This window comes from Pedobacter foliorum (assembly GCF_013266735.1).
GTDB classification, from domain to species: Bacteria; Bacteroidota; Bacteroidia; order Sphingobacteriales; family Sphingobacteriaceae; genus Pedobacter; species Pedobacter foliorum.
The window spans coordinates 390,294-405,734 of record NZ_JABSNU010000004.1; the positions used below are offsets into that span (position 1 = coordinate 390,294).

The following is a 15,441-nucleotide window of genomic DNA, read 5'->3' on the forward strand; positions in this document are numbered from 1 at the left end:
CAAATGGACACTAGAACAATAAACAACGAAGAGTTAGAATTTATGAGAAATCTAACGAAGGGTACATCCCAGCTGATTCATTTCAATAATGCAGGGTCTTCACTACCTCCCGATTTTGTTATCGAAACCATTGTAGATTATTTGATAGAAGAAGCACTGGGTGGTGGGTATGAAACTGAGGCGAATCATATGGATCAAATCAATGGTGTCTATGACAACATAGCTAAGTTGATCAACGCAAATAGAGAAGAGATCGCCATTTTTGAAAATGCCAGTGCAGCTTGGGGGACAGCATTTAAGGGACTAACCTTTAATGACGGAGATGAAATCATTACTAGCGAAATGGAATATGTCACAAATATTATTGGTTTGGTTGATGTGCAAAAACAAAGTGGTATAAAAGTAAAGGTAATTCCCAACGATGATTTAGGGAATTTTTCTATCCCTGAATTGGAAAAAGCAATTACTCCTAACACGAAACTAATAGCTGTAACTCATGTTTCGTCCTCGGGAGGGAGTATTCTACCTATCGAAGAAATAGGCAATATTGCAAAAACGAATAAGATATTGTATATGGTGGATGCTTGTCAGAGTGCGGGTCAAATGCCTTTGGATGTAAAAAAGATAAAGTGTGATATACTATCAGCTACCGGGCGTAAATATCTAAGAGCCCCAAGAGGAACGGGCTTCTTATTTGTAAAAAAGGGTGCTCAAAAAAAAATGAAGCCTATATTGTTAGACTTCTTTGCTGCCTCCAATGTTTCTTTGTCAGGCTACACGTTAAGACAAGATGCCCGTCGGTTTGAACTTTACGAAAAAAGTCGTGCTCTTACGCTTGGGCTTGGAAGAGCAGTGGACTATGCAATAAATATTGGGTTAGATCGCATATGGTATCGAATTCGGCACCTGTCAGAGTTGATGAGAAAAGAGTTGGCTAAAATTCCAGGCATAGTTATTCGCGACTCTGGTGAAAATCTTAGTGGTATTGTTACTTTCTCTGTGAAGGACCTAGAGAGTGTGGATGTCAAGACAAAGTTGGCTGAGCGTAACATCAATGTATCAGTTGGTGGCGCACAAGCAACCCCAATTTATATGGATAAGAACGGGTTTTCTACTGTGGTTCGTGCCTCAGTTCACTATTACAACACTGAAGAAGAAATAAGCAAATTATGCCAAGAGCTTAAATCTATCATTAATTGAAATCCAAATATTGTGGAATAGATTCCGATTTGAGCAAAGTTTACCCCTTGATTTAGTGAGGTTGTAGTTTTTGTAATACACAATTCCGATGTGATTTATCTCCTAAATGAGCATAGCACATTCATTGATATGCCGTTTAATTAGCAATAAACTGCAGATTTTCTCCATGTTTTTTAGAAACAGAAATGCCTTTTCGTAAATGTAAAGAAATCGGGTATGGTAATTGTTTTACTGCTACTATAGTTGAGCGCCATGCAATCTCTCGGTTGTATGTGTTATGGGAATAATAGTCAGTTGTAAACTGTTTTAGGAATTGTAAGTATGATTGGAATCAATGTAATTTCACCAAATGACCACCAGTGTTTAGAAAATTTAGAACAATATAAAATTTTACATACCAGGTCTGAACCAATATTTGACAGGCTGGCCGCTACAGCGGCGAAGATGTTGAATGTTCCTTTGGCCATGGTCAATTTTGTAGATAACCAAAAAGTATGGGGGCTGGCTGGGCAAGAAAGAAGTACTAGTTCTGATACAGTAGTAAATATCTCTTCAATTGCGTTGCAGAAAGAATGCATTGCTAAATTTGAAAGAATAACTGAAAACCCGGGGTTAATTCTAAACCCCATGGTACTTGGAGAACTTGGATTACAGTTCTTTGCTTCAGCTGCTATTACAACAAATGAAGGTCTTAGTGTAGGAACAGTTTGTATTATTGATGATAAATCAAGATGCTTTAGTTCTATTGATCAGAAAAAACTGGATTGGATTGCATCAATGATTACTGTAGAGATGAATAAACGACTTGCAGTTCATGCAGTTGCTTAAGCATCATTGTGCCAATAAAAATAAAATCCACTGAAAGGTTTGGGTGATTTCATGTAGAATATATAGATTTCCAAAATTGTATTTGCTAGAATTAGCCTTAGATGAGAAAATATGTATTGAAGAAACACGTCTGTAGATAACACGCATTAATAATCCTGCTAATTCCTTTAAATAGCACTGCTATGGCTCAGGGGGATGATCCCGGCCTTCCGGGAAATGACCCTGATGTAGCGATTGATGGGGGTATTAGTTTACTGCTTGCTGCAGGAGCTGTCTATGGTATCAAAAAGATACGACAGCTTAAACCATAATGCCTTCTTTTCTTAAGATATAATTGTAAATACCCTCAATAGGTTTTTGATAAATCTTACCAACTTTTACATGATTTTCAAGACAAACCTCTCTTAAAATATCCTGGTAATAAAAAGCAATAGAACCTACAAAGTGAGTATCAAGACTTTTATAATTAGGGTAATCCTTAATGTTCGAATCAACAAATTCCTGGAAACCCTCACGCAAAATATTGATGATAAAAGGATGATCCTGATGAGTAGCCATAAAACGACTTATCGAAGCCAAATAGATATTTGGTGCAGGTTTTTGATAAACATTAGTGATTACTGATTCCTTGTCAACCTGATAAGTTTCTGCAAATTCAGCTGCAAGATCAGCCGGCATTTTATGATACAAGTAGTTTGTAATCAGCTTACGACCAAAATAGGTGCCCGAGCCTTCATCACCAAGAGCATAGCCCAAACCATGCGCTCCATTATGAACCTCTTTACCGTCGTAATAAGAAATGTTAGATCCTGTACCCAAAATACAAGTCAGGCCTTTTTTATCCCCACAAGTTGCATAGGCAGAACCGATCAAATCATGCTCAACAGAAACATAAGCCTTGGTAAAGAAAGAAGAAATCCCATTAGAAATCACTTCTATTTTATCAGGCGACGAACATCCTGCGCCAAAGAAATAAATTTCTTTAACCTTATCCGCATAGGCAGCAATCTCCTTCTTCTTCGAAAACAACTTAAAGATGTCATGCGCATTAAGGAAATAAGGGTTTATTCCTTGCGTACTAAAGTTGATTTTTTCATCGGGGCTGTACCCCATCCAATCGGTTTTAGACGAACCGCTGTCTGCCACTAGAATCATGCGATAAAAATACTAATCTTATTGGATATTTAAAGTACCACTGATCTCTTTTAAGCTGATTTCTGTAAGTTTTGCCTGATACTGAGCATCCAGAAACCTTGTTATTGCATTTATTGAATTTCTCTGTGCTTCTCTAAGCTCCAAAGGTGCAATACTACCAAGCCTATACTTAGCCAAAGTAATGTCCAGATTTTGCCTGGCGATGTCAACATTTTTAGTCTCCACCTTTAACAAATCCAGGCTGGTTTTATAATTCTCAAAGGCAGTTAACAACTGAGCACTAATTGTTTGCTTAGTTTTTTCCAATTCCAACTCCGACGAATTAATTTGAACCTTGGCATTTCTTTCATTCTGACGCTGCAAGAAACCATTAAAAATATTCATACTAGCCGTTAAGCCATAGGAGAGGCCCTGACCCCTAAATTTCTGGTTAAATCCTGTCGGATTAGCACTTCTTGAAAATGCATAACCTCCATTTACGCCTACTACCGGATACCGCTGACCCTTAACCTCCTTTAAACTAAGCTCAGCTACCTTTTTATTGATAAAAGCATTCTGCAAATCAGGATTAAGCTGCAAAGTTTGCTCCTGAAGCAAAGTATAACTCAACTTATAATCAATGTCCATATTCTCCTCTGCCGTAAATTTGGTGTCAACAGATCTGGCCATCACCTGATTCAAAGTAATCATAGCAGTTTGCAACAAGTTCTTTTGCTGTAAATAAGCCGAAGTATCCGTGTTGTAATCAACCTGAGCGGCTAAAACATCAAGCTTAGAACCCTTCCCAAGCTTCAGTTTATTATCCGCAATAGTTACTCTAAACCGAGAAATATCCAGTGCACTATCATTGGCAACCACCAATTGTTGCTGCTTTACTACCGAATAATAAGCATTAATTACCTCCGCAATTGTAGTCAATATAGTGGCTTTAGCATTTACCTCACCCTGTTTTTGTAACTCCTTTAACTTGTCGTAAGCAGCGAACATCTTAAAACCATCAAAAATAGTCCAGTCTAAAGCCGCACCGTAATTGGTACTTGTGTTTCTTACCCCATCGGCAACTCTTTCAACCCCTGTAGAACTAGTTTGTACAGTGTTTTGTCTGCTTCCATTAGTAGCAAAATTACCAGTAACACCCGGCAGAAAGCCTGCATTACCAATATTGTTATTGTTTTTTGCAATCTGCAAATTGTTGTTAACCAATTTTATATCGTAATTATTTTGCAGTGCGATGGTAATTGCCTGTTGAAGCGTAAGTTTCTCCTGAGCCGATGCATTTTGTACAAAGGCTGCAAGAAGTATGATCAAAATTAAATTAAGCTTTTTCATTTTTCTCTTTGTAAATGGCCCTTATGTATTTTCGGTTTTCAGCGCAGCAATTAACGACTCTTGCAGTTCCGAGTTTTCCTTATGCTCTTTAGACCAGAACGAATAAATAGCAGGGATAACAAACAACGTCAAAATCAGTGCGAATATAGTACCACCAACAATTACAATGCCCATACCCATTCTACTTTTTGCCGCCGCGCCCAAAGCCATTGCAATAGGAAGCGCACCAATAGCAATAGCCAAACTGGTCATCAAAATAGGCCTTAACCTCGATACAGACGCCTCTCTAATTGCATCATGCACACTTTTGCCCTTTTCCTTTAGCTGATTAGCAAATTCAACAATCAAAATACCATTCTTAGTAACCAGGCCGATAAGCATAATCGTACCAATCTGACTAAATATATTCCAGCTTTGACCAAATAACCAGAGGGATAAAAACGCCCCTGCAACAGCCATCGGTACGGTTAAAATAATAATGATAGGATCTTTAAAACTCTCAAACTGAGCCGCAAGAATTAGATAAACCAATAACAATGCAAGGCCAAAGGCGAAAGAAGTATTAGAAGCACTCTCTTTAAAATCTCGAGATTCACCGCCTAAATCAGTAGAAAATGTTTCATCCAATACTTTAGCCGAAATCCTGTCCATCGCATCCAAACCATCACCTATACTTTTACCAGGAGCCAAACCTGCCGAAACAGTTGCTGCGGTAAAACGGTTATTACGATACAACTGCGGCGGACTACTTTCCTCCTTAGTAGAAACCAGGTTGTCAATCTGAATCAATTCACCCTTATCGTTTCTAACATATACAGAACTCAAGTCAAGTGGGTCTTTTCTGTCCCCAAGCTCAAACTGACCAATAACCTGATACTGTTTTCCATTCATAAAGAAGTAAGAAAAACGCTGACCACTTAAGCCCAACTGCAAAGCAGAACCAATATCTGCCACAGACACCCCCAGGTTTTTAGCCTTAGCCCTGTCAATAGTTAAATCAATTTCAGGCTTATTAAACTTCAAATTCACATCCGAAGTAGTAAAAGTAGGATCCTTAGCAACCTCATCCATAAACTGAGGCACCTTTTCTCTAAGCTTCTCAAAGTTTTGAGCCTGAATAATATAATTGATAGGTAAACCACCTCTACGACCAACCGAAATGGTCGGCTGTTGCGTTACAACCACTTTTCCTTCCGTATATTTCTTGGTGATCTTTGTTAAAGAAGCAGCAATATCAGCCTGCGAGCGGGAACGCTCATGAGGATCAGTTAAACCCATCCTTACAAAAGCACTATTGGTAGATGCCGCACCACCAAAACCCGGAGAAGTAACCGTAATGGCCACTTTTTTCTCAGGCACAGAGTCCTGAATCATTTGAGCAACTTTACCAACAAAAGCATCCGTATACGTAAACGAAGCACCCTCAGGTAAAGTCAGGTTCATATTAATTGCACTCCTGTCATCATAAGGCGCAGTTTCTTTAGGCAATATCTTCCAAAACAAAACAATAAGCCCTAAACACACCAAAATAATAGGAATCGCAAGCCACCTTCTGTCTAAAAACTTATTCAGTTTCTCCTCGTACCAATCATTCATGGCCACAAAATAAGGCTCCGTCATGTCGTAGAACTTAGATTTCTTGTGTCCGCTCTTTTTCATCAGGTAAGCATTAAGCATCGGTGTTAAAGTAAGCGATACAAATGCCGATATGAGCACTGCCGCCCCAATTACCACCCCAAACTCCCTAAACAGCCGGCCTACAAAGCCCTGCAAAAATATAACCGGTAAAAACACTGCGGCCAGCGTAACCGAAATTGAAATAACCGCAAAGAAAATCTCATTAGAACCTTTAATGGCAGCCTCAAAAGGAGAGTAGCCTTCCTCCACCTTTTTAAAGATGTTTTCCGTAACCACAATACCATCATCCACCACCAAACCCGTTGCCAGTACAATTGCCAACAGCGACAATACATTAATAGAAAACCCAAAAATGTACATGATAAAAAACGTAAACACCAACGATACCGGAATATCAATCAGCGGCCTTATTGCGATAGCCCAATCCCTAAAGAACAAATAGATAATCAGGATAACCAATACCAACGACAAGATAATCGTTTCAGCAACCTCGGTAACAGAACTCTGGATAAACCTGGTGTTATCCAAGGAAATATTCAATTTTATATCCTGCGGGATATCCTTTTTAAGCTGCTCAAACCTCTTGTAAAACTCCTTAGAAATATCAAGATAATTGGCGCCTGGCTGTGGAACCAATCCAACGGCAACCATCGGTTTACCAGATTCCCTTAAAATAGTCTCCTCATTTTCAGAACCTAAAACCGCATAGCCAACATCTTTTAATTGCACTACATTGTCCGAATCATTTTTAAGAATCAGGTTGTTAAACTCATCCTCATCCGTCAATTTACCCAGCGTTTTAATAATCAACTCGGTACTCGCGCCCGTTATTTTACCTGATGGCAACTCAACGTTTTCCTTATCTAAAGCACTAACAATATCTTGGGTAGTTAACCCGTAAGCAGCCAGTTTATTAGGGTCTATACGAATACGCATGGCATATTTCCTTTGCCCCTGTATTTGTACGCTACTCACGCCGGTTATGGTCTGCAACCTATCGGCAATCACGTTTTCGGCGTAATCACTAAGCTGCATCACGTTGCGCTTATCGCTTTGGATGGTCATGGTAATAACCGCATCCGAGTTGGCGTCCGCTTTACTTACAACCGGATTACCGTCAATATCTTTAGGCAAACTCCTTGCCGCCTGCGACACCTTATCGCGCACATCATTAGCCGCATCATCTATGTTTTTATCGAGATTAAACTCGATGGTGATGTTACTGCTTCCCTGATTACTCGACGAAGAAATATTCCTGATCCCATCAATCCCGTTAATAGATTTCTCCAACGGCTCAGTAATCTGCGATTCAATAATATCAGAGTTGGCTCCCGGATAAGAAGTCCTTACAGAAACAACCGTAGGATCAATATTCGGAAACTCCCTAACCCCCAAAAAGTTATAACCTATAACCCCAAACAACAGGATCAAGAGGTTCATTACAATGGCCAAAACCGGCCTCTTTATACTCGTGGTCGAAATACTCATCCTGCGCGCTTAGTTTTTAGTAACGGTTACATGCACCGGCGTCCCTGTTTTAAGAGCCATGGCACCTGAGGTTAAAACTGTATCACCAACTTTTATTCCCGAAGTAATTAAAATAGTTTTTGCTGTACGAGTTCCGGCTTCAACAGGAACCTGTTGTGCCTGTCCGTCCTTAGTTACAAACACCGTTTTTCCTTCAAGTACCGGAATAATGGCCTCATTAGGAATCAAAATGGCATCGTTTAAAGTAGTAAGGGCCAGTTTTATCTTAGCAAAAGCACCCGGTAATAATTCATTATTCGGGTTAGCTGCCAAAGCTTTAATCTGCAAAGTTCTTGTTTGCGAATTAATACCCGGCTCAATAGCAAACACTTTACCAGTGTATGTTTTTGCAGAACCATCAGTTCTGAAAGAGATTTCCGAATCTATTTTGATCTGACCCGCGTACTTTTCAGGCACGGCAAAGTTTATTTTAACAGGATCAATGCTAAGCAAATTTGCAATAACATTTGTAGGGGTAATGTACTCGCCAACCGAAATAGAGCGCAATCCAATCTTTCCACTAAAAGGAGCGTATACTGATGTTTTAGCCAATTGCGCACGAATCAATTGCGTTTGTGATTTCAAAGATTGCAAATCTGCAAGCGAAGTATCGTACTCTTCCTGACTAATCGCACCCTTTTGTAAAAGCTGTTTTGCGCGAGCTTCGTTAGTAGCCGATAACCGTTCTTTAGTTAACGCATCCTGCAATTGCGCCTGTATATCTCTGTCGTTAATTTTTACCAGAAGCGCACCTTTATTCACATTTGTGCCCTCTTTAAAATGGATTCCGGTAACTAAACCAGATACCTCACTTTTAAGTGTAACTGCTTCGTTGGCATCAATAGCGCCGGTTATATCCAAATCATTTTTAAAAGAAGATGTAATTACAACCACCCCGTTTACGTTCATTGCCGGTGCACCAGCTTTAGCACCCTTGCCTCCGCCTTTACCGCCTCCGCCCGAATTTTCGATAGCCTTATTGGCCGAAATTCTGTAATAAATTAAATAAAGAAACCCTAAAACAATTAGGGTATAAACGATATACTTAAGCTTCATAATGGCGGTATTGACTTTGTTAACGTGCAAAAATATTCAATTATGGTGCCTCATAGCCCTTGTATTAAGGATGTTACAGCCCTACTAACGTAATATTTTACTTACGGGGAGCGCTAAAATGCACATAAAATCTACATTTTGTAACTAACACCAGTGTAATTTTTTTAGGTGGCTTACCCAAAGCTAAACTAGTTTTATATAAGTTTGGCATTATAAAAAACAACTAACTTAATATTAATAAAGATTTTTTAATGAGAACATCATTAGCAGGATTAATAGTATTACTATCAATAAGTATGACAGCTAAGTCGCAGATGAAGGTAGGGTTCGAGGTAAATTTCATTGAACCGCAAGCACATTACGTAGAAATGGAAATGAACATTTCGGGATTAACAAAGGATTTTGTAGACGTTAAAATGCCTGTTTGGGCACCGGGATCGTACCTGGTTCGCGAATTCGCGAAAAACGTAGAAGGCTTCTCGGCCACCGCAAACGATAAACCTGTTAAGTTCGAGAAAGTAAGAAAAAACACCTGGAGAATATATTCTGCCAAAGCAAAAAGTGTAAAAATTAAGTACCGTGTGTATGCCTTCGAAGTATCTGTACGTACATCATTTGTTGATGCAAGTCATGCTTTTTTATCTAGCACAGGTATATTTATGTATCCTGATGGCATGTTAAACCTGCCAAACACAGTTAAAGTGAACCCTTTTAAAGGTTGGGAAAAGGTATCTACAGGCTTAGAGCCGGTAAGTGGAAAGCCATTTACTTATACCGCTGCAAACTTTGATATCTTGTTCGATAGCCCGATTGAAGTAGGTAATCAGGATGTTTTCGAATTTACCGCATCTGGCGTGAAACACGAGGTGGCTATGTATGGTGGTGGTAACTACGACAAGGAAAAGCTAAAGATTGATATGGCTAAAATTGTTGATGAAGGAACTGCTATTTATGGGGAGAACCCGAACAAACACTACACTTTCATAGTACATAACTTTGCAACCGGTGGTGGTGGTTTAGAGCACTTAAACTCTACTGTACTTGGTGCATCCAGAGATAAATATGCTGATCAAAAGGGTTACAAGGATTTCTTAAATCTTGTAGCTCACGAATATTATCACTTATGGAATGTAAAACGTTTACGCCCTGTAGCTTTAGGCCCGTTTGATTACGATAACGAAAACTACACTACAAACCTTTGGGTTGCTGAGGGGTTTACATCGTATTACGAGAATAAACTAACGTACCGCTCTGGCTTTTTCACTATCGAAGAAACAGCGCAGGCACTTGCAACAGCAATTTCTAACGTAGTAAATACACCGGGTTCTCGAGTTCAGTCGGCCTCAGAATCTAGCTATGATGCATGGATTAAAGGGTATCGTCCTAATGAAAACTCAAACAACTCAACCATATCTTATTACAGCAAAGGTGAGGTTGTGGGGATGCTAATGGACATCGAAATTGCTCATGCTACAAAAGGAGCTAAGAGTTTGGATGATGTGATGAAAGCTATGTACCAGGAGTACTATAAAAAATTAGGCAGGGGTTATACTGACGCCGAATTTAAAGCTATGGTTGAGGAAATCAGTGGCATCAGCTTTACTGATTTCTGGGCTAAATATGTAAACGGAACTGATGTTGTTGAATACAAAAAATACTTCGGTTATGCCGGTATTAATGTTGTCGACGAAAATGAAGGCAAGAGCATACCGTATTTAGGTGTGGCTTCTAAAAAGGTAGAAGGCAATATGATTGTAACTGCCGTTTCTCGTAATTCTGCTGCCTGGGTTGGTGGTTTAAATGTTAACGATCAGGTGATTACTGTCGATGGTGTTCCTGTTGAGGTTGCTATCGAGAAAATGCCGGTAGTTACCACCAAAAATGTTGGTGATGTAATTACCGTAACGATTAGAAGAGACGGTTTGGTGAGGGATATCTCACTTACTTTAAAGGCTAATCCCAATGTTAAATTGGTAACTACGGTTAATGAAAACGCTACTGACGCTGAAAAGGCAGTTAGGGCTGTTTGGCTTTCGGGTAAATAAGCTAGTATGAAATGATGAATGTTGGTCGCAATGCTGTGCGCCCCCTTCATGCTGCACCTCGCCATGCTACGCCTCGCGATGCTGCGCGCTCCCCGTCATCCTGAATTTATTTCAGGACCTCGCAAGAGAAAGCCAAACCTAGCTATTGCGAGATGCTGAAATAAATTCAGCACAACAGTCGCTTCAATACAGCGTTCGGTTTAACACAACGGTCGCTTTAGCTAAGCATATACAAACAAAGGCTGCGAATACAATTCGCAGCCTTTGCTGTTTACCAGCCGCTTATACTAGATTAAAGCACTCTTGCTTATGAGCAATCGCCTCAGTACGTATTAGTTAAAAAAAGTTAAATAACTTTTGTCATTTAAGCAAATGTTTATCTTGTAGGTAATACTAACCAATTACAACTTAAAATTATGCGCTCTCTTTATTCCTTCTTTACAATTATCTTTTGTTTATTAGCTACCTGTCTAACTGTATTTGGCCAGAACAAAGACAGATCAGCACCTTCCACTAAGCTGGCTATTTCAGAGCAAAAAAACATCACCATTACAGGTAATATTAAACAATATGCTCCAAACCAAGGTTTATTGGACGTATATGCATTTCATTATACAGACCTAATTACAGGCAAGGATGTCATTATACCAATTAGTAAAGATAGCATAGGCGATTTTAGCGTTACTTTCCCCGTTAACGGTTATCAGGAAATACAGCTCACTCAAGGAGTTAAGTTCGGAGATGATATCCGCTTCGGTATGTATTTTATGGGGCGTTTTTTTGCAAAACCAGGGGATGTGATGGACTTTGATTATAAATGGCTAAAGGATTATACAACCATAAATAGGTTTAAAGGTAATATGGCGAATTCAAATAACCGACTTGAAAATTATTATAGCTCGTTAAATGAAGCCCTTGTTTCAAGTGATCTCGTTCCTTTTGAATCTCTGGATTCTTTAAAATCAGGCGATTATGTTCCGTTTAAACAACTGTTAGCCGTGCAATTGAAAAAGGCGCTCGATTTTAATACTAAATATTTCAGTGCTACTAATGCCGATCCGTTTCTAAAAACACAAATGGATCTTGATTCGAAATATCTTGCAGGGAGCCATTTATTAATGGCACTCTATAAAACAAAAGAAAAGGATCCGAATCTACTCCAATTTTTAGACTCAATTGGGGCCCCTTTAAACAATCAGAAAGCCTACGGAAACTTCAGGTATAAGAGGTTTTTAAATGGTTATTATCAATTTTTGCTGAGGGAAACATTTGCAACTGAGAGGAAGGTCACTATCCTGATTACTGACATGGCTAAGTACCTACTAAAAGAACATATTGAGTTTTCGGAAGATGAAAAGGCACTTTGCCGGAAGATGCTTGATACAGTTAATAAGGCCTCTAAGGAAGATACGCAGTATTTTAACGAAACATATTTTATGAAATTTGATAGTGAATACCTGACAACGTTTAAGATGAAAGCGACTTTTGACCTGATAGCATCTAATAAAGATCGTTTTATAAAGGATGTATTCCTGACTAGACTTCTGAGGGAAAAACTGGAGAACAATCAGCTAGTAAATATCAATTCATTAATTCCTGATTATAAAGCATTAGTTAGAGATAATCCTGTTAAGAAACTCTTTTTAAAGGATTACCAACTGGCGTATGACAGGCTTTATAAAAGCAAACTTTCTCCGAAATCTATTTTAAACGATGCCAAAAAGCTGCCTCCTAATGCGTTGGTTAAAACCATTCTTGAGAAATATAAGGGCAAAGTAGTTTACCTGGATGTTTGGGCAACCTGGTGTGTTCCTTGTCTTTCGGGAATGGCCAATTCTAAAAAACTTCGCGATCAGTTCATCGGTAAAGACGTTGTTTTCTTGTACTTATGCATCAGTTCGCCAACTGAAAGCACCTGGCAGAATTTGATTGCGGGTCACCATATAGAGGGCGAGCATTATTTCCTGAACAATGCCCAAAGTGCTGAAGTGGGCAGAGAGTTCAATATTAGCTATATTCCCAGGTATTTGATTGTCGATAAGGAAGGAAAGGTAGCTAATGCTGAAGGCCCTTCTAGTGCTAAAGCGGTAGCGGAAATCGAGAAGTTGTTACTTAAATAAAATGACGATCGCTATTACACAAGGTTATGTCCAACAAAAGCTATGCACTGGTTCGAATTTCCGAGGTTAACTACAAACTCTTCCTAAGGTCTAAGAACCCAGAAGTAAAAATGCTTGGTATACTGGCCAACCTTGGAGATGATGATCCTGCGAAAGTTATTCAGTCCATTGTAAATGAGATTAATAATGCCATAGTACACCCATTTTCGAAGTAAGAGGAAGGAGCGTGCATTAGTCCTGTGAAGAGATATAGCAAAACGGCAATATATTGATTAGGCTAATTTGCTTCGGAACTCTTTTAGGGCGAGAGACCGTTCTTAAAACCTTGACATAAAACAAAGGCTGCGAATACAATTCGCAGCCTTTGCTGTTTTTCAGTAGAAAGATGTTTAAATTCTTGTGTTATTAGAATGCGTAACGCAATGAAATACCGAAACGTGCTGCGGTAAATTCTGTTCCCTGATTAAGTGTAAACATTGGGCGCCAGTCGAATGCGAAATCAATTGGTGCATTAGGGATTTTAAAATCTAAACCAGCAGTAGGTCTAAGTTGAACTGCAGTATCATGTTTTCCAAACAAGAAGTTAGGACCAACACCCAAATACCAGTCTAATCCTCTTGCACCTTGAATAGGAGCTTGGTATTGAAACTCTGCACCTAAACCAACAACGTTTCCATCAAAAAAGATAAGGTTCGCATCAACTGCACCGTTTCTAGAGAAGAAATGTTTAACGTTAAAACCAACTCCAGTTGAACCGTCGCCAGCATCAATGCGCATACCTAGCGCGGTTTTATAACTTTGAGCATTAGCTACATTAGATGTTAATGCTAGCAATGCTGTGCAACAAAATAGAGTAAAGATTAATTTTTTCATAATGTCTGTTTTTAACTTTGTATTAGATGAAAGCTAACATTACAACTATTGTGCCACGCCATGACATTCAGATTATAAACGCTGGTTTTCAGAGGAGTAGTTTTATTGAAGAAGAAAATAACTAGTTGTAATTACATCTGTTAGCGTGGCATGTCCAAGATTTTGAACTATCATTCATAGGTTTTTCGGTATAGTCAAAATATTAATTACCAGGAAATTAACGGTAGTTTAAATGATCTCATTATATTTGATTTGATAGGGGAGTTGTAGGTGATGAAGTTAATTTATTGCCCAACAAAAGAAGGAAACGCGCTATCCAAAAAGTAAAACACATCAATCAAAAAGTAGAAACAGGCTGGCATGTAAAAACCAATCAATAAAAAAATAAAAGATATAATATAATTTACTTCTTAAACGAGGTATTAATACAAGAGTCTCTACAATCAAATTCTCACAAATAGGCCTAGAGACAGTAGGTTAATGCCCATGACAATATTTGTTGTACTTTTGAGAGTGCACTATGGCGTTATGGGCTCTATTGTAAATCCGTGGGCCAGGCCGTGAGAAGCCCGATTGTGCGGTATTTAGAGCCCGCCATAGTGCATTCGTAGTTTACAGCATTGTGGCTTCCTTAAATCCCACCCGAGACTCAATTTTTAACAAAACTTAAAAATGAGCCATGAGCCAAAATCAACAAATTTCTGATTCGCTGGATACATGTCAGCAATATATAAATCAATTTTTAAAGAAAGCCTACGCGTTAGATCTAGATCAACTAAGTGCAAATGATCAATTAAAGGTCCTTGCTTTTTACGAAGAAATGTTGGCTTTACTGCATACCAACTACGATCTTTTCAATGGTGATCGGTAACCATTCCGAAGTTAAAATGTGTTAAATAACCCAAGGCAATTCAAATAATTCGTAGTCTTACTAAAGGTTATTCAATTGCATGTTAGTAACATAACTTAATCGCAGTTCACTTAAAACAATTTGACAATGAAGCTTAAAACTTTAATGCTCGTCTTTATATTTTTTATTGTCGCAAAAGGCTACAGTCAGGACGCCGTGCTTTATCCGGAAGTAAAGAAACAATTGGATAGTTTAGCTAATCTGGATGTAAAAGCAGGACGGGATATGAGGACCACAAAAATTGAAAACAGAGATTCGCTGAGGAAAATTTTTAGAGAAACTACTGTTCGAAATACTGAGGTGCTAAAACAAATATTTTATAAATATGGTTTCCCAAACTACGATAAAGTGGGTAAGGAGGCATCCAAGAATTTTTGGTTATGTGTACAACATAGTGATCACGACCTGAAATTTCAACAACAGGTATTAAAGAAAATGAAAGTAGAGGTGAAGCGGAAAAAGGCTGATCCTTCAAATTACGCCTGGTTAACCGATCGTGTGAATGTAAACTCGGGTAAGTCTCAAATTTACGGTACTCAGCTTGACTATAAAGCAGATGGAACGCCAATACCTAAAAAACTCAAAGATCCGGAAACTGTTAATGACAGAAGAAAGGAAATAGGGTTAGAACCAATTGAAGACTATTTGGAATTCGTTAAAGAAGCCCAAAAACAAAATCTGTAGTAAATACGACTTACAATTTTCTCCTTTAAAATCCTGGATCTGGATGCTGATTTGGCGTTGTATACTGAAGCCTCAT

At 38.7% G+C, this 15,441-nt stretch carries 13 protein-coding genes; 8 read left to right on the forward strand and 5 right to left on the reverse strand.

Annotated features, from left to right (window positions below):
- The first annotated feature begins 3 nt into the window (after positions 1–3).
- The 3 genes from HQN83_RS11375 to HQN83_RS25390 all read left to right on the forward strand — a co-directional run bounded on the left by HQN83_RS11375 (position 4) and on the right by HQN83_RS25390 (position 2,339).
- A complete protein-coding gene (locus HQN83_RS11375) occupies positions 4–1,200 on the forward strand; it encodes an aminotransferase class V-fold PLP-dependent enzyme (protein ID WP_173090454.1) in 1,197 nt (398 codons plus the stop codon).
- A gap of 321 nt (positions 1,201–1,521) precedes the next feature.
- On the forward strand, positions 1,522–2,028 hold the full coding sequence (locus HQN83_RS11380; protein WP_173090455.1) for a GAF domain-containing protein: 507 nt from the start codon (positions 1,522–1,524) through the stop codon (positions 2,026–2,028).
- A 182-nt stretch (positions 2,029–2,210) separates the two neighbouring features.
- Entirely contained in the window at positions 2,211–2,339 is a 129-nt protein-coding gene (locus HQN83_RS25390) for a PID-CTERM protein-sorting domain-containing protein (protein ID WP_262890052.1), read from the forward strand.
- On the opposite strand, the gene HQN83_RS11385 is transcribed toward HQN83_RS25390, so the two are convergent.
- From HQN83_RS11385 to HQN83_RS11400, 4 genes are read right to left on the reverse strand one after another with little or no spacing between them, the layout of a single operon-like run.
- Positions 2,329–3,183, reverse strand: a complete 855-nt coding sequence (locus HQN83_RS11385) for an N-acetylglucosamine kinase (protein WP_173090456.1) — start codon at positions 3,181–3,183, stop codon at positions 2,329–2,331. The two genes, HQN83_RS25390 and HQN83_RS11385, sit on opposite strands and share 11 nt — an antisense overlap.
- A gap of 18 nt (positions 3,184–3,201) precedes the next feature.
- On the reverse strand, positions 3,202–4,512 hold the full coding sequence (locus HQN83_RS11390) for a TolC family protein (protein ID WP_173090457.1): 1,311 nt from the start codon (positions 4,510–4,512) through the stop codon (positions 3,202–3,204).
- 21 nt (positions 4,513–4,533) lie between these two features.
- Positions 4,534–7,638, reverse strand: a complete 3,105-nt coding sequence (locus HQN83_RS11395; protein WP_173090458.1) for an efflux RND transporter permease subunit — start codon at positions 7,636–7,638, stop codon at positions 4,534–4,536.
- Positions 7,639–7,647: 9 nt separating this feature from the next.
- Positions 7,648–8,733, reverse strand: coding sequence for an efflux RND transporter periplasmic adaptor subunit (locus HQN83_RS11400; RefSeq protein ID WP_173090459.1), 1,086 nt, complete (start codon positions 8,731–8,733; stop codon positions 7,648–7,650).
- Positions 8,734–8,984: 251 nt separating this feature from the next.
- Here HQN83_RS11400 and HQN83_RS11405 point away from each other — a divergent pair, with 251 nt between their 5' ends.
- The 3 genes from HQN83_RS11405 (at position 8,985) to HQN83_RS11415 (ending at position 13,113) form a co-directional block, all read left to right on the forward strand.
- A complete protein-coding gene (locus HQN83_RS11405; RefSeq protein WP_246254460.1) occupies positions 8,985–10,778 on the forward strand; it encodes a M61 family metallopeptidase in 1,794 nt (597 codons plus the stop codon).
- A gap of 416 nt (positions 10,779–11,194) precedes the next feature.
- Complete coding sequence (locus HQN83_RS11410) at positions 11,195–12,898, forward strand: TlpA family protein disulfide reductase (protein WP_173090460.1); 1,704 nt, start codon at positions 11,195–11,197, stop codon at positions 12,896–12,898.
- 26 nt (positions 12,899–12,924) lie between these two features.
- On the forward strand, positions 12,925–13,113 hold the full coding sequence (locus HQN83_RS11415; RefSeq protein ID WP_173090461.1) for a hypothetical protein: 189 nt from the start codon (positions 12,925–12,927) through the stop codon (positions 13,111–13,113).
- A gap of 190 nt (positions 13,114–13,303) precedes the next feature.
- Here the strand turns inward: HQN83_RS11415 and HQN83_RS11420 are convergent, their stop codons facing one another.
- Positions 13,304–13,771 (reverse strand): hypothetical protein, encoded by a 468-nt coding sequence (locus HQN83_RS11420; protein WP_173090462.1) that lies wholly within the window; start codon positions 13,769–13,771, stop codon positions 13,304–13,306.
- A 679-nt stretch (positions 13,772–14,450) separates the two neighbouring features.
- Here HQN83_RS11420 and HQN83_RS11425 point away from each other — a divergent pair.
- On the forward strand, positions 14,451–14,642 hold the full coding sequence (locus HQN83_RS11425; protein ID WP_173090463.1) for a hypothetical protein: 192 nt from the start codon (positions 14,451–14,453) through the stop codon (positions 14,640–14,642).
- 126 nt (positions 14,643–14,768) lie between these two features.
- The gene (locus HQN83_RS11430) at positions 14,769–15,365 is read left to right on the forward strand and encodes a DUF6624 domain-containing protein (protein ID WP_173090464.1); all 597 of its coding nucleotides are present in this window, start codon (positions 14,769–14,771) and stop codon (positions 15,363–15,365) included.
- Positions 15,366–15,441: the final 76 nt, after the last annotated feature.